Origin of the sequence: Candidatus Brocadia sp., from assembly GCA_021646415.1 — a bacterium.
GTDB lineage: Bacteria > Planctomycetota > Brocadiia > Brocadiales > Brocadiaceae > Brocadia.
Map to the genome: position 1 here is coordinate 373501 of SOEU01000001.1, position 17867 is coordinate 391367.

General features: G+C 42.2%; 11 protein-coding genes, 2 pseudogenes and 1 riboswitch. Of the genes and pseudogenes, 5 read left to right on the forward strand and 8 right to left on the reverse strand.

The genetic code is table 11. The features are described 5' to 3' along the window. Positions 1-300: 300 nt before the first annotated feature. From E3K36_01495 to E3K36_01510, 4 genes are all read right to left on the reverse strand, one after another. A complete protein-coding gene (locus E3K36_01495) occupies positions 301-585 on the reverse strand; it encodes a hypothetical protein (protein ID MCF6153930.1) in 285 nt (94 codons plus the stop codon). Positions 586-1021: 436 nt separating this feature from the next. Beyond that, positions 1022-1276 carry a hypothetical protein gene (locus tag E3K36_01500; protein MCF6153931.1) on the reverse strand — a complete coding sequence of 85 codons (255 nt, stop codon included), beginning with the start codon at positions 1274-1276 and terminating at the stop codon, positions 1022-1024. Next, positions 1245-1469 carry a hypothetical protein gene (locus tag E3K36_01505; GenBank protein MCF6153932.1) on the reverse strand — a complete coding sequence of 75 codons (225 nt, stop codon included), beginning with the start codon at positions 1467-1469 and terminating at the stop codon, positions 1245-1247. Before E3K36_01505 ends, E3K36_01500 begins: the two co-directional genes overlap by 32 nt. Positions 1470-1518: 49 nt before the next feature. Beyond that, positions 1519-4287: a hypothetical protein gene (locus tag E3K36_01510; protein ID MCF6153933.1), complete on the reverse strand. Its 2769-nt coding sequence runs from the start codon at positions 4285-4287 to the stop codon at positions 1519-1521. A gap of 60 nt (positions 4288-4347) precedes the next feature. Continuing rightward, positions 4348-4463: riboswitch (cyclic di-GMP riboswitch) on the reverse strand. A 584-nt stretch (positions 4464-5047) separates the two neighbouring features. On the opposite strand from E3K36_01510, the gene E3K36_01515 reads away from it, so the two are divergent. From E3K36_01515 to E3K36_01525, 3 genes and pseudogenes are all read left to right on the forward strand, one after another. Further along, positions 5048-5362 carry a transposase gene (locus E3K36_01515; protein ID MCF6153934.1) on the forward strand — a complete coding sequence of 105 codons (315 nt, stop codon included), beginning with the start codon at positions 5048-5050 and terminating at the stop codon, positions 5360-5362. After that, positions 5359-6302 (forward strand): annotated as a pseudogene (locus tag E3K36_01520) (IS3 family transposase). The gene E3K36_01515 and the pseudogene E3K36_01520 overlap by 4 nt, the downstream one beginning before the upstream one ends. Positions 6303-6312: 10 nt before the next feature. Next, a pseudogene (locus E3K36_01525) lies at positions 6313-6639 on the forward strand (DNA polymerase). A gap of 379 nt (positions 6640-7018) precedes the next feature. On the opposite strand, the gene E3K36_01530 reads toward E3K36_01525, so the two are convergent. From E3K36_01530 to htpG, 3 genes are all read right to left on the reverse strand, one after another. After that, positions 7019-7240, reverse strand: a complete 222-nt coding sequence (locus E3K36_01530; GenBank protein MCF6153935.1) for a type II toxin-antitoxin system HicA family toxin — start codon at positions 7238-7240, stop codon at positions 7019-7021. Beyond that, positions 7240-7440 carry a type II toxin-antitoxin system HicB family antitoxin gene (locus E3K36_01535; protein ID MCF6153936.1) on the reverse strand — a complete coding sequence of 67 codons (201 nt, stop codon included), beginning with the start codon at positions 7438-7440 and terminating at the stop codon, positions 7240-7242. The genes E3K36_01530 and E3K36_01535 overlap by 1 nt, the downstream gene beginning before the upstream one ends. Positions 7441-7670: 230 nt before the next feature. Continuing rightward, entirely contained in the window at positions 7671-9581 is a 1911-nt protein-coding gene (htpG, locus tag E3K36_01540) for a molecular chaperone HtpG (GenBank protein ID MCF6153937.1), read from the reverse strand. A 325-nt stretch (positions 9582-9906) separates the two neighbouring features. Here htpG and E3K36_01545 point away from each other — a divergent pair, with 325 nt between their 5' ends. Continuing rightward, on the forward strand, positions 9907-10803 hold the full coding sequence (locus E3K36_01545; protein MCF6153938.1) for a glycine--tRNA ligase subunit alpha: 897 nt from the start codon (positions 9907-9909) through the stop codon (positions 10801-10803). Between the two features lie 97 nt (positions 10804-10900). Here E3K36_01545 and E3K36_01550 read toward each other — a convergent pair whose 3' ends face one another. Beyond that, on the reverse strand, positions 10901-12394 hold the full coding sequence (locus E3K36_01550; protein MCF6153939.1) for a GTP-binding protein: 1494 nt from the start codon (positions 12392-12394) through the stop codon (positions 10901-10903). Positions 12395-12694: 300 nt separating this feature from the next. Between E3K36_01550 and E3K36_01555 the strand changes: the two genes are divergently transcribed. Then, complete coding sequence (locus tag E3K36_01555) at positions 12695-17866, forward strand: PAS domain S-box protein (protein MCF6153940.1); 5172 nt, start codon at positions 12695-12697, stop codon at positions 17864-17866. Position 17867 lies beyond the last annotated feature (1 nt).

The window sequence follows — 17867 nt, forward strand, 5'->3', positions numbered from 1 at the left end:
ACTGTGACCAAATTGTGACCGACCCCAACGGAATCGAAAGAAATCAAACGGAGTTGCCAGAATTTCAAACTTATATTAAGTTGTTATTTTATAAATAGTTACAGTCGCAACAGACACAAGGCCACTTAGTTATGAAAAATGCTAAAAATACCCTTTTTAGAAATGGCATTCAAAAGGTCAGGGGTTCGAATCCCCTCAGCTCCACCAATAAAATCAAGGGTTTTCAAGCATTTGACACTTCACACTTTTCCTTAAAACCTTGTACCCAGAAATCTTCTTCTGGGTTATCTCCGACAACTTTTACTGCCCAAAATAGGGATTCAGGTGTTTTAGAGACGAAGCATAGCTTATTTGCATACTGTTTGACACATTTGGTGCATGCTCTCTCATGAACTTTTCCATCATGTCTCTAAAAGTTTTGCTATCACCAATAGATTTCTCAAAGTATTTACCTTCGATTATTTCGGTTCTGACCTTTGCCTCTATTGACTGGGCGAGTTTTTTGTCGGTTGTTTCAAGGCTTCTCTGAATCTTTTTACCTCTGTACCTGATACAAGTCCACCAGACACCGCCACGTTTAAACATCAATACCTCCTTTCCCGTGACTGATTGTGTCTGTATGACCGCTACCAGGGACTATAATTAGTTCCACAAAATATCTCCAGCAATTTTGTTAACCGTTTTTTTATCGTGATTTGTATTTCGTTTCAAAGATGCCATTACACTATCAATGTCTTCCAAATCAAAAAGAGCGCGCCTGCCATATTTGATAGAGGGGATTCTTCCCTGACTTGCTCAACCGTACAATGTCTTTATAGGCAAAGAGGTATATTCAGATACTTCTTTAATATTTGCGTATCGTTTTTTCATTTCTGGTTGTTTTCACTCAAATTGCCTACTGCCTTGTTTAAAACCTTATTATATTTTTTCTTTTTCAGATTTATCTTTGTTCTCAAATAATCTTTATCTTTACCTCGTGTTTCCCTTTTCAGATGGTTTTGTGCTTCTTCCCGGCAGTTCATTACAGCTTCTTTCGTGTCCGATTTTGTGTGTTGTCATCTATGGCAAGTTTTAACCAATCACATGTACAGTATCTCCAAACATCATTAACTTTACTCAAAAGGTCTAAAAACGTTTTTATGGACACCTGGCCTAAAAATTCCCTTCTTAGCTGAAATTCGAGTCTCCATACCCCTTGTTCTTTATTCCAACCCTGATTAACCCATATTTCACGGAGATATTCTTTACCGCTCTTTTTTTTCAACAGTCTTGTCATATAGCCTTGCAGAAATATGTCCGCCATAACCTATTGACCAACCGGTAAATGCTTCTCTTTTCCAACGTTTTAAAGTATCCTCGCCCCTAGTTATCCATGATTGCTTTTCAATTTTTTCAAAGTCCATGTTTGTAACAAAATCGACAAAGATATCTGCCCTGCTTATTGTTTCCGCTTCTATCACAATAAGCATTTAATTTACTATTTTCCTTATTTTTATTAAACGCCTATCACGACAAATTTCAATTTACTTTAATTATCTTCACAATGTCGCTTCCCTCGAATTTTGTGCCGTCTTCTAGTTCACCGGTTACGGTAAGTTCTTCATCAGAATCCGAATCTAAGTCTAAGTCTTGTCTTTTAAATGTTGCAATAAATCGATCCTTGTCAACCTTTCCATCGATGGCTTCCGCCCCTTCACATTCAATTGTGTCTGTTACTATTTTGTTAACATCATAAGGCGAAAGAAGCTTAATAAATGCTTTAAAGCTACTCTTGCTCTTAAGGTTAATAGTTTCGGGTTTTATATCTACCGCTGCCGGAATAACTTCAGGCTTGGGAGTGGGGGTCACAACTGGACTTGGTGTTGGAGTAGGCGTTGACGTTATTTGAGCAGAAAGATTGCTGTCAAATTTTGATATAAAGACATCATAATTATCCGAAATATCATTAAAAGAAGTGTCATAGGCGCTAGGAGTTATAGGAAAGTCTGTTGACTTAACTGCTCCAGACACATATATATTTTCATTAGAATTTATGGCTATGGAGTAGCCTAAATCATCGGCAGACCCTCCCAGATATGTGGATGCAAATAAAATTGTTAAATCCCCATTCAACTTTGACAGAAAAGCATCCCACGGATAGCCATTGAAAGATATATCATAAGCCTCCATGGTTGTCGGAAAATCCGTTGAATTAGTCCATCCAGTAACATAAATATTTCTACTGGAATTCATGGCCATGGAATATACTACATCAACAATAGTCCCTCCCAGATATGTAGATGCAAGGAGGCTGGTTAAATCCCCGTCGAGCTTTGAAACCGTACTATCTATAGAACCATTATGAGAAGTATCATAGGCACCCGCAGTTGTTGGAAAGTTTGCCGAATCTGTTTGAACGGATACATATACATTTTCGTCTGCGTCTATAATTATGGGTCCACCATCGTCATTTCCACTCCCTCCCAAATATGTGGATGTAAGGATACTTGTTAAGTCATTACTGAGTTTTGATACAAAGGCGTCCCTACCTCCATTATGTAATGTATTATACGCCCCTGTGGTTGTCGGAAAATCTACTGAAGAAGTAGCACCGGTTACATATAAATTTCCGTCTGTTTTTATTGCTATGCGTCCCCCTAAATCATCTTGATCTCCCCCCAGATATGTGGATGCAAGCAAGCTTGTTAAATCTCCATTAAACTTTGATACAAAGACTTCTCTACCTCCATTATAAGAAACGTCATAAGCGCCAGAGGTTGTTGGAAAGTTTACTGAGAACGTTCTCCCAACCACGAAGATATTTTCAGATGAGTCTATAACCATGGATTCACCATTATCATCTTGATCCCCTCCCAAATATGTGGATGAGAGGAGGCTGGTCAAATCCCCATTGAGCTTTGATACAAAGGCATCTCCATCACCACCATTATAAGAAACGTCATAAGCGCCAGTGGTGATTGGAAACTCTGATGAGTCAGTCGTACCAGATAAATATACATTCCCATCTGAGTCTATAGCTATGGCTATAGCATAGCTAAAATCAGTGCCAGACCCTCCCAAATATGTGGAGGAGAGGAGGCTTGTTAAATCTCCATTGAGCCTTGATACAAAGGCATCTCCGTTACCACCATTATAAGAAGCATCATAGGCACCCGTGGTTGTTGGAAAGTCTGTTGACAGAGTCTGGCCGGCCACATATACATTTCCAACTGGGTCTGTGGCGATACTATAACCAAGCTCACTCGAAGATCCTCCCAAATATGTTGATGCAAGGAGTGGATCAATGACAAGCTCTCTGGTCTTGTCGTAGGAGGCGACCTTGAAACCGTATTCCATTTTCTGATTTTGGACTTCGGATTTCGGATTATTAAGGTTTGTGTTTGTATTCTGATTTCTGGCTTCTGACCCCTGAATGTTGTATTCAACAGCCACCTCCACCCGATTCCCACAAATCTCCTGACAAGCTATTGGCCTGGTGAATTTTACAGTTCCGAAATCGGTCTCTGCCTCAAGCTGTCCTTCCTCATTCACCTTTAATGCCTTTGCGCCACTGAGTTTTACCTTTATTTGATCAGGGTTTGTATCAGGCTTTACATGAAAGAGCTTTTCCACATTGTTACCGCAAGCTTTCAGCTTTAATTCAATTCCCTCATATACTTCTCCCAACGTTACTACATCGTACGTTGAGATACTGGTCTTCCATTGGGACGAGTCTTTCCCTTTAAAATAGTTCACCTTGGTTATGGCCTTTGCTTCACCCTTTATCTCGTTCATCTTTCCACCCACCAATTCTTCCTTTAGGGCAACAGCTTTTATTACGAATTTTGGATTTTGGAATTCGGATTGTGGGATAATAGGATTAGGACTTGAATAAACGATTCTTGATGCCGGTTCATGATATGAAATAAGAAATAGATCAAGGATCTCCGATTTTGATCGAATACCGCTTCCCTTTATCCATGGTCCGTAATCCATTTCTCCGAGCCTTGATTCCTGACCGCTGACCCTTGTTTCATGCCCCTCATCCCTTCCCGGAAAGGCATAGACAATCTCTCCATCCTTCGTGACAAAGACCGTTCCTCCGAAGGTGTTGGCATAGAACAGTACCCTTTCATCGGCTTGCCCTTCATTGGCTATAAAAGGCATCTGGAGTTTCTTCGTCCTTTGCATAACCTCTGCCTTTGACGGTTTGCCGGTACCCTCCTGTGCAGCTATAAGTGTATTTACCGAAAACATAATCAATAAAAGACCTGCAGGTACTACAAGGACCTTGCTCCGCCTTTTCATCTTACTCTCCTCCTTTAAAAATAAAAAAGCCTTACTGCAAAAATGTTTATTGAAAACATCTTCGGCAGTAAGGCTGTCTTACCATAAACTGTTGAAACAGTTTAAACCGTTTAAACGGCTTAGAGAGACCCTTTGCTTTGCGTCCCCTGATCACTCAGGGTATGCCCTTCTCGTGATGCCTTTTTTGAACGAATCTTACATTTTTTAGATTTGATGTCAAAAAAAATTTTTAAATCATAACGCTGATTAAACATGTCAAAAGATGTGCCATAATCAAGAGCAAAAGGCCCCATTGTGTAATTTTTATCAGAAGATGTTTGTTTGTTGATTGTTAAGAGAGGTAAAAAATGAAATTGATCAATTGGTGGGACCAAGAAAAAAGTGTGTCATGGCACGCAAGTGTGTCGTCACATATATGTGACATGGCACACAAAATCCTCTGAGAAAGAGATGACGGCATTGTTTATACAGTTTAATGCTTATTGATTTTCGAAGCAAAATAAATTGCCATTTCCCTCTGTGTCAATATTAGTTGGACACTTTACCCCATATAGTTTAGTGTAGGGCGTAGAGGAGAAAAACTATGAAAAATCGTAGTGCAATAAGTCTGAAAACAGATAACATGCCTGTGGAAACGGAAGGAGCCCGTAGGGCGACTGGAGTTTCCACAGGCAGCGCGACCCAAAGTGGTCATTTTCCTGATCCTGAGGTAACAGAGAAGGCTGTTCGTCGGAAATTCACCGCAAGATACAAACTCCGCATCCTTCAAGAGGCGGAGGCATGTACTACACAGGGTCAAATTGGGGCGCTTTTACGTCGTGAAGGACTCTACTCGTCCAATCTCACCACGTGGCGTCGCCAACAGGAGAAAGGCGCACTGGAAGCACTTTCCCCAAAACATCGTGGCCCAAAGGCGAAAAACATGGATCCTTCCGTTTGTCGTATTGCTGAACTGGAAAAAGAAAACCAGCAGCTGAAAGAGAAACTCAAACAGGCAGAAACCATTATTGACGTCCAAAAAAAACTCTCGGAAATACTTCAGATACCGCTCACCCCAACCGGAGAGAAGATATGATGCATGCTGCTGAATCTCTTGCTCAACAGGTGCGCATCAAAAAGGCCTGCAAGGCGCTGGGTATCCCAAGAGCGAGTTATTATTACTACCAAAAGTGCAAAAAAGACCTTTCTGGTAAAAGAGTATCTTCGAAGCCTCCCCTGGCATTGTCAGAGCAGGAACAGCAATCGGTTCTTGATATCTTACATAGCGAACGCTTTCTTGATAAGGCCCCGCATGAGATTTATGCAACGTTGCTTGATGAAGGAACCTACCTGTGTTCTACGAGAACCATGTACCGTATTCTTACAAAACATGGCGAAGTACGTGAAAGAAGAAACCAGGTGCTCAGACCCAATTACCAGAAACCGGAGCTTCTGGCAACGGCTTCTAATCAGGTATGGTCATGGGATATAACAAAACTCAGAGGACCTGCAAAGTGGACATATTTCTATCTGTATGTCATTCTCGACATCTTCAGCCGTTATGTCGTCGGATGGATGGTTGCTCAAGCATGACATCTAAGCCTGTGGCGTTTCTTCTGTCTGATCTGGGAATAACAAAAAGTCATTCTCGTCCTTACGTCAGTAACGACAACCCCTATTCGGAGTCACAATTTAAAACCCTCAAGTACAGGCCGGATTTCCCAGATACTTTCGGCTCGATTGAGGATGCCAGGGTCTTCTGTAAGGGTTTCTTTACCTGGTACAATAAAGAACATCGTCATTCCGGCATCGGACTTTTGAAACCCGAAGACGTCCACTATGGACGTACGGATCAAATTATGAAAGAACGTTGTCTTGTCCTAAAAACCGCCTTTGAAAATCATCCTGAACGATTCAAAGGAATTTCGCCTAAACCACCAAGTATGCCTGTGGCTGCCTGGATTAATCAACCAAAACAAAATTCAACTCTACCTTTAGAGTCTAAATTATTTAAAAATGTGTCTAATTTTCATTGACATATTCCGCCGCAAGAAGAAACGACAGGAAATCGGCAAGAAGATAAAGGCGGCGCTCAAGGCAAACTGGAACAAGCCATTCAAAGAAGTGATACAAACAGTCAATGCAATAATCAGGGGCTGGGTGAATTACTTCAGGATAGGCAATAGCAATAGCACCTTCAGCAAAGTCAGGAATTACAGAGAGATGAAGGTGCGAAAGTTTGTCATGCGCAGAAAGAAACTGAAAGGTTTTGGCTGGAGGAAGTGGAGTAGGGAAGAGATATACGAAAAATGGGATCTGTTCAATGACTACCGAATTCGATATGTTTACCCGAAAGCAAATCCAAGCCGATAGGTGTATATGTCTTGTTGCGAAGAGCATAGGAAAGCCGTATGAGGGAAAACCTCACGTACGGTTTGACGAGAAGATGCTGGAAATAGGGTATGGTTGAGATACTGTGACACTCTCAGAGGAAACGGAGAGAAACGGGTAATACAAATGTCAACCTGTAGCCACTTCGCCAGTGTTTTACTCTACAATAATTAGTTAGTTTCGTAGGTTGGGTTGAGGAGACGAAACCCAACATTTTCCGTGAGTACTCTGTCAATTGTTGGATTTCGCTTAGGCTATACCCAACCTTACACAACTTGTACTGTCGGGCCAAGGAAGATAACCGGTGCAAGTATTTCAAAAGATGGAGTAAGGGACATTCAGAAACAAATATGAGAATAAATCACAGGTCGTTAAATTCTTCTATAGTAAGGTCTGCTTGACGTATCAATTTGCGAAGCAAACCAGGACCGAGTTCGCTATGTTGAGGTATGGATAATGTCCACTGATAGCCGGGTTTTGTTAGCATTATATGAGAACCTTTTTGCCGAACCGCAGACCATCCTGCTTTTTTAAACTTTTGGACAGCTTCTGCTCCTGAACAGAGTTTCAGACGCTTACTCATTATACGGCAACTTCAACAAGATTATCAGAGTCAAACGACTGTTTGGACTCCATTACTTCAAGCCATCCTTCAACAGCCTCCTTTATGTTGGCAATGGCTTCTTCCTGGGTTTTTCCTTGAGAAAGACAACCTGGAAGTGCGGGAACCTCCGCTACATAATATCCTGCTTCATCCTGTTCAACTATCACACGTAATTTCACAAAATCTCCTTATTCAGGCTTAAATCTATGTTCGTGATCCCGACGATCTGTGTTTATCGGTTTCAACATCTAAAACAAGAATTCTTATTTTGGTGAATCTGAGCCGTATTTTGTGGGCAAATATTAGATAAGTCAAACTTTATATATGTTTTGCTAATTTGTCATCAATAAAGATTTGTCCCCTTTTGCCTTATCCCCCCTTTCATGAAAGCAAAATTATTCTCGTAACACTAAACAATAATCCTCTTCCCTTCCCCAAGCGTCGCTTTTGTCAATTCTTCCAAAAGCTCATTCAGGCGGGGGGCCATGGACGTGGGGTCGTAGACGACCCCGTCCTGCATTAATGCATTTTCGAAGAGCTGGTTTACAATCTTTTCAATTAATGGTTGATGGCTTGGATTCTCATTCATCCTTGCCAGGTTCTGGATCATCCGATGTTTCCGGTTAATCTCCATGATCTTTTTGGATATCTTATAGTTGCTGTCCACCATCTGGATGAGTTTCTGCACGTGCACGCTGGGTACTCCATCGGGGTTTACAAGACAACATGGGCTGTCGACCAGCCGGTTTGATTCCTTAACGTCAATAATCCTGTCCGCCAGAGTTACCTTAATCGTCTTCATAAGATGCTTGAACATCTCCTCATAATTCTGAGGCTCTTCCGTCGTGTCCACAATCTTCTTGTCGCTATCCTTCAGCAAGTCCAGATTTGCCTGGTCGGCCGAACGGATGGGTTTCTTTTCGAATTCATGAAGTCCGGAGAGGAGAAATTCGTCATTCGGGTCTGTTAAATACAGCACCTCTATGTCTTTTTTCCTGAATATTTCCAAATAAGGGCTTTTTTCCATCGTTTCACGGTTTACCGCCGTTATGTAATAAACTTCTTTCTGGTCTGGTTTCATCCTGTCTATGTACTCTTTGAGAGAAAGAAGCTCGTCGGGACTCTTGCACATGGAGGAATTGAACCTCATCAACTGCGCTAAGGTATCCTTATTTTCAAAATCAAAGTGCACTCCTTCTTTCAGAATCCTCCCGAATTGTCTCCAGAAGGTTTCATATTTTTCCTTCTCGTTCTTCGCCATATCCTGTAAGAGCGTCAACACTTGTTTCACGAGGATACTCTTCATCTTGTGGATTATCCTGTTGTCCTGAAACGTTTCTCGTGAAATATTTAAAGGAATATCGGCAGAGTCTACCACGCCGTGGATAAACCTCATATACTCGGGCAAAAGCATTTTACAGTCAGATTGGATCAGGATTTTATTGGAGTATAGATGAACTCCGTGTTCCAATTTTTTAAAGCCGTATGTTTCATAATTTGTGGAGGGGCAATACATTATGCTGGAAAACTGGATTGGCGCCTCGGCAGAGGTGTGTAAATGGAAAAGAGGGGTATCTTCTGTGTTTGAGATAAATTTGTAAAACTCGTTATATTGTTCCTCGGTAATATTCTTTTTGGGTTCTTTCCAGATGGCCGTAATCTGATTAGCCCTTTCACCACAGACCATGATGGGGAAGCTTACAAAGTTCGAGTATTTTTTAATGATAGATTGGATCCTGGACTTTTCAATATACTCTTTTTCATCATCTTTCAGATGAACTACAATATCGGTTCCCCGTCGTTCTTTTTCGATGGGATTTAAAAAATATTTTCCAGTACCATCTGAATGCCATTCAAATGCAGGTTCATCCTTTTTATAAGATTTTGTTCTGATCCTGACCTCATCGGCAACCATAAATACAGAATAAAAACCAACACCAAATTGACCTATTATGTTTGAATCTTTCTTGGCCTGTTCCGATAGGTTTGCTATAAATTCCAGTGACCCCGATTTTGCAATAGTTCCTACGTTTTGAATAATTTCATCCTTCGCCATTCCAATGCCGGTGTCACTGATCGTTAATGTCTTATTTTTTTCATCTACATCTATGTTGATTTCGAGAGGCAAGTCTTTTCCTTCGTAATCCGGATTTGTGAGGGAGTAATATCGGATCTTGGTCAGTGCATCGGAGGCATTGGAGATGAGTTCCCTCAAAAAAACCTCCTTATGCGTATAAAGGGAGTGTGAAAGGATGTTTAATAACTTCTTTATCTCCGCTTGAAACTCAAAACCCTCTTCATGTTTCATTTTTTCAGTCATACATTACTCCTGAATTAAATGGACTCACATTCTCTTTATTTTATCTGCACATGCAATCAAACTTTAAAAATAACAAATCCGCAAGAGATTGTCAATACCATCACAGGTCTCTGATATTCCCAAATTCCAGCCCAAAACAATGTCTGATTCTTGCTTGACACGATAAACGTATCGTGATACACTCCGAACTACCTGATTTAGAATGCGTGTAAGATGGAGGAAAATGGGTGAACGGGGGAGAATATAAGAAAAATAATTAATCCTAACTATGTTTTCCTATCCCCTTTTTCTTTTTTTCAGCACAGTTTGTTAGAACAGGACTCCCGTGACTTTTCAGGAAATTATCTTAAAACTGCAAAACTATTGGTCTGATTATGGTTGTGTAATATGGCAGCCCTACGATAGTGAAAAGGGTGCCGGGACATTTAACCCTGCAACATTTCTCAGGGCATTAGGACCTGAACCATGGAAATGCGCTTATGTGGAACCTTCCCGGCGTCCAACCGATGGCCGGTACGGGGAAAATCCCAATAGACTGCAACATTACTACCAATTCCAGGTAATAATAAAACCAGCTCCTGATGACGCCCAGGATATCTATTTAAACAGTTTAAGGTTTTTGGGAATTGATCTTGTTAAACACGACGTGCGGTTTGTCGAAGATGACTGGGAATCACCCACCCTTGGTGCTACCGGCCTTGGCTGGGAGGTATGGCTGGATGGGATGGAGGTCACCCAGTTTACCTACTTCCAACAAGTGGGTGGTTTTGAACTCGAGCCTATTACACTGGAACTTACCTATGGACTCGAACGCATCGCCATGTTTATCCAGAAAAAAGAATCTGTTTTCGACCTTGAATGGGTCAAAGGCTGTACCTACGGAGATATTCATAAACAGGATGAAGTCCAATTCTCCACCTATAATTTTACCGTTGCAGATACTGCCATGCTTTTTCAACTCTTCGAATTATTTGAGAAGGAATGCCGGCGGCTCATAAAAGAGGGATTGGTTCTGCCCGCCTATGATTATGTCTTAAAATGCTCACATACCTTTAATATGCTGGATGCCCGCGGGGCTATTGGGGTCACACAACGTACCGGTTATATTGGAAGGGTACGGAATCTTGCCCGTTGTTGTGCAGAAAGCTATGTCCAGTTACGCGAGGCATTGCATTGGCCACTATTGAAGGATAAACTAGTCGCACCAATTTACCACTGCTAGACATGGAATCTCACAGAAATGAATCTGTAGGGGCACGGTGCCCCTTCTGGCGATCCAATATGATTCCGTAAAAATTCGTGATAAATATTTCGATCTATTAAGGCCCCTTTAAACATGAAGTAAAAATGGCTTTCAGTTCATTGATTACTTGAAGCGCCCTATTGGTACTGCCTCTTTCAATCAAACATTCTATTTCTTGTTTAATCAGGACATTGGCTTTTGTCATCAATAGATACTGCCTTCTATTAAATACTACCGGCCTCATGGGGTTGTATTCTGTATCAAATTCCTCTACAAGCCTCGTGTATAATTCTTCAAACCCATCCTTCTTCACGGCAGATATGCAACATACTGACTGCCGAAGCGCGGATTCGATTCTGAGCCTGTCTAATTTTACAGGCAGGTCACATTTGTTCACTACAGGTGTAATTGCATTCATATTTCCTCTTTGGTGCAGATTGTCAAAATTTTCTGTCTTCAACCATAGGTTTAAGGTATTCAGGATCTCCTCATCCTCTTGATCAAAAGACCTGGAATTATCAAACATCGCAATAACTTTATCGGAACGATGAAGTTGTTCCAGCGTCAATTCTATGCTCATAACCTCCAGTTTATCGCTCGTATCCCGCATACCTGCTGTATCCACAAGCTCAAAGGGAATACCCTCGACCGAAATAAACTCGCTCACATAATCCCGCGTCGTCCCTGGCTCATGATGGACAAGCATCCGCTCTTCCCCAAGGAGGGTATTTATAATGGTCGATTTACCTACGTTGGGTTTGCCCAGAATTATCAAAACTTGCGGGGTGGTCAGCGCCATACCCAAAGAAGCCGTTTTCAACAAGCTCTCAATATGTGCTAGCAGGGCAGAAACTAACACACTATTCTCATCCGACAATCCCCCCCCGCACCCCTTTTTCAAAGGAAGAATATTTGAAATCTCTTTTTTGCAAGGTGGGATTAAAGGGGATTTTTCCTCTTCTTTGTGTTGGTCTGTGTACGAAATTGTTCCATGGTGAGAGGACTCTTTGTACAAGGCTTGCCTGATTTTTTCAATGATCTCTAACCCTTTTTTGAGTGCTTCCGACAGTGCTCCTGCATTTTGATCCAGTAAGACCTTCATACCTAACCTGGTCCGTGCCCGGACAACCTCCAGAAGTGCCTCCTTCTGGATAAAATCCATCTTGTTATTTTCACAGGACTGCAATAGCAACTCATCCCATTCAACACACACAGCACCTGCAAACTTTAGGCATTCATAGATACGCATCAGAACGCGGATACCACCGTGACAATTTACTTCTACTACATCTTCCCCGGTAAAACTATCCCCTTTCTTTACTATATTTACAATAACCTCGTCAATCCTTTGCCCCCCACCAAAAATATGTCCGTAATAAAACTTATGACTAGTGGCTCTGCGAAGATCGTCAATCCCTTTTCCTCGAAATACATTATTGACGACACTCAAAGCGTCCGGACCAGACACAATAGCCTTACCAATGCCACCTTCACCCAAAGGAGTAACAATTGAGGCTATGGTTTTATATTCCATAAATCCATTTTCTTTTCGTTCATTTGATCTTTCCATAAAATAAATGATAACAACTATTATCAGCAACGACAATAACACACTTTGTTAAATTTTACTTGACATAGAACATCGGCCATGTTAAATAAGGCCAGTTAAAATAGAATATATGAAAGGCATACCCTGAGCAATCAGTGGACTTAAAGAAAAGTGTCTTTATAAATTTAAAACATGAAAGACAGCCTTACTATCGAAAATTGTCATTGAAACATTTTTCGATAGTAAGGCTTTTTTGTTTTCAGTGTCTTTCAAAGGCAGACACAGACATTAAATTAGGCTTACTGCAGAGAAGTGAAAACTATGAAATTCATGATCATCGATAATCACCGGGATGACCGCGAACGGATTAAGCAGGTACTCCAAAAAGAATTTTACGGATTAGAGTTTTTGGAAGTGGTAAGGCGAGAAGATTTTGATGAGGCAATCGTTCGGGGCTACTCCGATGTGGTGCTCACCGACTACCTCCTGGACTGGGCAGACGGTTTATGGATTCTCAGGATAATGAAAGAGCGGTTTTCTGACATACCCGTGATCATGGTTACTGATACCGGTAACGAAGAAATTGCCGTGGCGGGGATGAAGTCCGGTTTGAGTGACTATGTTCTCAAGAGGAATTTGTACCGTTTGCCTGTTGCCGTAAAGGAAAGCCTTGAGAAAATTACCCTGAGCAGGAAGTGTGATGAGGCCAACAAGCAATTGAAGGCTTCTGAAGAACGCGGCCATGACATCTCCAAATACAGCTCCGACTTTGCATACGACTTCCGCGTTGAGACTGGCGGCTCACTTGTATGCGAATGCGTGACTGAAGCCTTTGTTTATACCACCGGGTATACACCGAAAGAACTGGACGAGCGCGGCGGTTTGATTAGCCTCATTCATCCTGCAGATATGCCTATCTTCTTACAGCACCGCGATAGCCTGTTTTCTGGTCGGTCTAACATCAGTGAATTTCGTATCATCACGAAAAGCGGTGAGATACGATGGTTGCGTGATTATGCTCAACCCGTATGGAGCGAGACACACGGCCGAACTATCCACATCTATGGCACAGCGCAGAATATTACAGGATATAAGCAGTATGCGGAAACATTACGAGACGTTGAAACAAAATACCGAAATCTCATCGAAACTGCTCATGATGCTATTTTTATAGCCGATGCAGAATCCGGAAGAATTATCGATACCAATAAAAGGGCAGAAAACTTGCTTGGGTATTCTCGCGAAGAGATTGTCGGCATGCATCAAACACAACTTCATCCTAAAGAAGAAGTAATGCATTATGCGAAGATCTTTGAAGAACACGTTAGCGGGAGTATGGCTTTTATTAAAGACCTGTACGCTTGTCATAAAAATGGTCGTAAAATACCTATTGAAATAAATGCCAGTGTTGCGCTTTTAGGTGATAAGAAGATCGTTCAGTGTGTTTTTAAAGACATTACCGAACGCAGGCAAGCCGAAGAGTGTATTCGACTCTATGCAGAAATCTTGAATAATATCCAGATTGGCCTGGTCGCCTGGCATCTGGAAAATATTGACGATATACAAACCTGCAAACTTATCGCCGCCAATACTGCCGCGGCGCAATTTACCGGCGTGGCAATGGGGGGGCTTATTGGAAAGACTATGGCTGAGAGTTTTCCTGCCCTTATGAAGACAGAAGTCCCAAAGGTATATGCCGAAGTTATCCGTTCCGGGAAAATAAGAGAATTAAAAGAAAACCATTTTGTCGATACGGGTAATTTTAAAAGTGTCTTATCCGTTAAGGCCTTTCCCCTTTCGAATAACTGTGTGGGTGTCGCATTTGTGGATATAACCGAAAGCGAGAGGATTCATGAAGAAGTGAAAATATTTAAGATGCTCTTCTCGGAGGTAAGAGACCTCGCGTACATTTGCGATACGCAGGGTAACATCCTATATGTAAATAAGATATTTGAAAAATTTACTGGCCATAAACCAGAAGAATTTATAGGAAGGTCATTCTCGCCTCTTTTTGATGAGGAAAACCTGAAAAAAGCAATGGATGCCCACACAAAAACGGTAAAAGGGGAAAGCCTTCAATTTGAACTCTATTTCAAAAACACTGGAATAGTATGTGAATATAGAAATTTTCATCTGAGAGATGGGAAAGGAAATATTATCAGGACTATAGGTATTGCAAGGGATATTACCGACCGGAAGAAGGCTGAGGAGGAATTGAAAAAATATAAAATACTCTTCACCGAAATAAGAGACCTTGCCTATATTTGCGATACAAAGGGAAACATTTTATTTGTAAATAAGATATTTGAAAAACTTACCGGACACAAATCTGAAAAATTTCTTGGGAAACCCTTCTCGCCTCTTTTTGACGAAAAAAACCTGAAAAATGCGTTGGATGTCTATACAAGAACAGTAAAAGGGGAAAGTCCGCAATTTGAACTTTCTTTTAAAGATACCGGAATAGTGTGTGAATATAAAAATCTTCCATTGAGAGATGAGCAAGGAAATATCGTTGGGGTTATAGGTGTTGCCAGAGATGTTACAGAACGTAAGCGGGCGGAAAAGGCGTTACATGAATCTCATGAACGGCTTACCTCAATTTTGGATAGTTTGAATGCATTGGTGTATGTTGCGGATATGAAAACCTACGAAATCCTTTATGCAAACAAGTGTTTACGGGATATTTTTGGAGATGTAACAGGTAAAATCTGCTGGCAGACATTTCAGGCGAATCAGCCGCATCAGTGTGGTTTTTGTACCAATGATAAACTTTTAGATGCGAATGGAAATCCTGCAGGTATATATTCCTGGGAATTTCAGAATACCGTTAATGGCCGATGGTACACCATTTCCAACAAAGCGATAAAGTGGATAGATGACCGCATTGTTCGGCTTGAAATTGCAACAGATATAACTACACACAAGCATGTTGAAGAGGCGCTGCGGGAAGCAAACCAAACTCTTCAGGCGTTAATTCAGGCTTCACCTTTGGCTATTATTGCGCGCGATCCACAGGGAAATGTTACAATGTGGAATCTGGCTGCCGAACGCATGTTTGGCTGGAGCAAACAAGAAGTACTTGGCCATATTCTTCCTTATGTTCCCGAAGACAGGCAAGAAGAGTTCAGTGCATTGCGTGAAAAAATATTGAAAGGAGAGTCGTTTACGGGGATAGAGGTGCGCGGACGAAGACGGAATGACTCTCCGATTGACATTGGAATCTCTGCAGCACCTCTACGTAATGGGCAAGGTAATGTCTGTGGTATCATGGAAGTTGTTGCTGATATCACGGAGCACAAACGAACAATGGCTATTGATGCCTTGCTTCACGAAATCGATCAACTTGTATTACAGGGACAAACGCTGGATTTCATCCTGCCTTATGTATGTACACATCTTGTTGATATTTTTGTCTATCCCCTCATCTGGATCGGCATGAAGGAGCCTGATGGTACCGTTAGTATTTCTGCAAAAGCCGGTACCCATACGAACTATCTTCATGGGCTTAAGGTGCTCTGGGATAATACACCTGATGGCTATTGCACAATGGGCCTGTCTATTCGCAGTAAAAAGACACAGACCAGCAGCAACACACAGGAGCCTGCAATTAAACGATGTCTGGAATGCGCTTCCAGATATGGATTTCAGTCATTTGCCGCTGTTCCCTTGCTCGTTAATGACAAGATACTCGGCATACTAAGCCTGTATGACCTGAAACCCAATGCCTTTGATAGGGAAACCATTCGAATACTTGAAAATCTGGCCGCACGCATTAGTGTGACCTTGTTGATAGCGATGGATCAGCAGCAGTTGCGACTGCAAGGCATCGCCATGGAGTCGGTAGCTAACGCCGTATTTATTACCGACTGCGATGGGTGCATCAAGTGGGTCAATAGCGCATTTACCATGCTCAGCGGATATACTGCGGGGGAGGTCAGTGGCAAAACGCCGCGGCTGTTCAAATCAGGCAAGCATGATTCCTCATTCTATCAGCAGGTATGGCAGACCATACTTACAGGAAAAGTCTGGCGTGGCGAAATTGTCAATCGCCGAAAAGACGGCGATCTTTATACGGTAAACCAGACGATTACCCCGCTTCCGGATGCCCAGGGAAAGGTATGCCATTTTGTTGCCATACATGAGGATATCTCCGAAAAAAAGGAGGCAGAAGAACGCATTCTCTATATGGCCCATTACGATGCATTAACAAATCTGCCCAACCGCATCCTGTTTCGCGATCATCTGGAACTGGAACTGGCCCATGCACACCGCAGTGGACGGATGGTTGCGGTTATGTTCCTCGATTTGGACCGGTTTAAAATTATTAACGATACGCTGGGACATGCCTTTGGTGACCAGTTGCTGAGGGCGGTCGCAGAACGCCTGAGGGCTTGTGTCCGTGAGGGCGATACCGTGTCACGCCTGGGTGGCGATGAATTTACGTTTATTATTCCCGATATTGCCAACTCGCAGGATACCGTCCTTATTGCGCAGAAGATTCTCAACGCAATGTCCCGTTCCTTTCAGGTCGAAGGCCACGAAGTACACGTAACTCCCAGCATAGGCATTGCTCTGTATCCATCAGATGCAGACGACGCAGGCAGTTTGATCAAAAAGGCCGATACTGCCATGTACCATGCAAAAGAACACGGCAAAAATACCTTTCAGTTCTACAGGGATGACATGAATGTCAGTAATTTTGAAAGGTTAACGCTGGAAAATGGCTTGCGAAAGGCGCTGGAAAAGGGAGAGTTGTTAGTATATTACCAGCCGCTGATAGACCAAAACACGGGACAAATCATCAGCATGGAGGCCCTGGCGCGCTGGCAGCATCCAGACCTTGGCATGATCTACCCTACCAAATTTATCCCCATTGCGGAAGAAACAGGACTGATTGTACCCATTGGCGAATGGGTACTGATGAAGGCTTGTGCCCAAACCAGGACATGGCATGATGCAGGGTTTCACACGCTCCGTGTCACGGTAAACCTCTCAGCGCGTCAATTTAAGCAACAAAATCTCGTAAGCACGATCATACAAGTATTACAAAAGACAGGCCTTGATCCACACTATCTTGAACTGGAACTCACGGAGGGGATTGTCATGCAAAATGACGTGGCAATCCTGTTGGCGCTCCGTGAGCTAAAGGCGCTGGGAATACTCCTCTCTATTGATGATTTTGGCACCCAATATTCTTCTCTGAGCTACCTGAAACGATTTCCCATAGATACACTCAAGATTGACCGTTCTTTTGTACACGATATTACCACAAACCCCGATGATGCGGCGATTGTCACCGCCATCATTGCTATCGCAGAAAGCCTTAAACTGAAGGTAGTCGCCGAGGGCGTCGAAAACAAAGAACAAGCTGCCTTTTTGCATAAACTGCGGTGTGACAATATCCAGGGATATGTCTACAGCCATCCTCTGCCAGCCGGTGATGTTGAACACTTACTGCAAAAAGGGTATAACGCTGAATATCAAAATAGGTAAT

Excerpts from the sequence above, each read along its gene's own strand:
- E3K36_01495 (MCF6153930.1), bottom strand. The coding sequence starts at position 585 with ATGTTTAAACGTGGCGGTGTCTGGTGGACTTGTATCAGGTACAGAGGT.
- E3K36_01500 (MCF6153931.1), bottom strand. The coding sequence starts at position 1,276 with ATGACAAGACTGTTGAAAAAAAAGAGCGGTAAAGAATATCTCCGTGAA.
- E3K36_01505 (MCF6153932.1), bottom strand. The coding sequence starts at position 1,469 with ATGCTTATTGTGATAGAAGCGGAAACAATAAGCAGGGCAGATATCTTT.
- E3K36_01510 (MCF6153933.1), bottom strand. The coding sequence starts at position 4,287 with ATGAAAAGGCGGAGCAAGGTCCTTGTAGTACCTGCAGGTCTTTTATTG.
- E3K36_01530 (MCF6153935.1), bottom strand. The coding sequence starts at position 7,240 with ATGAGTAAGCGTCTGAAACTCTGTTCAGGAGCAGAAGCTGTCCAAAAG.
- htpG (MCF6153937.1), bottom strand. The coding sequence starts at position 9,581 with ATGACTGAAAAAATGAAACATGAAGAGGGTTTTGAGTTTCAAGCGGAG.
- E3K36_01550 (MCF6153939.1), bottom strand. The coding sequence starts at position 12,394 with ATGGAAAGATCAAATGAACGAAAAGAAAATGGATTTATGGAATATAAA.
- E3K36_01555 (MCF6153940.1), top strand. The coding sequence starts at position 12,695 with ATGAAATTCATGATCATCGATAATCACCGGGATGACCGCGAACGGATT.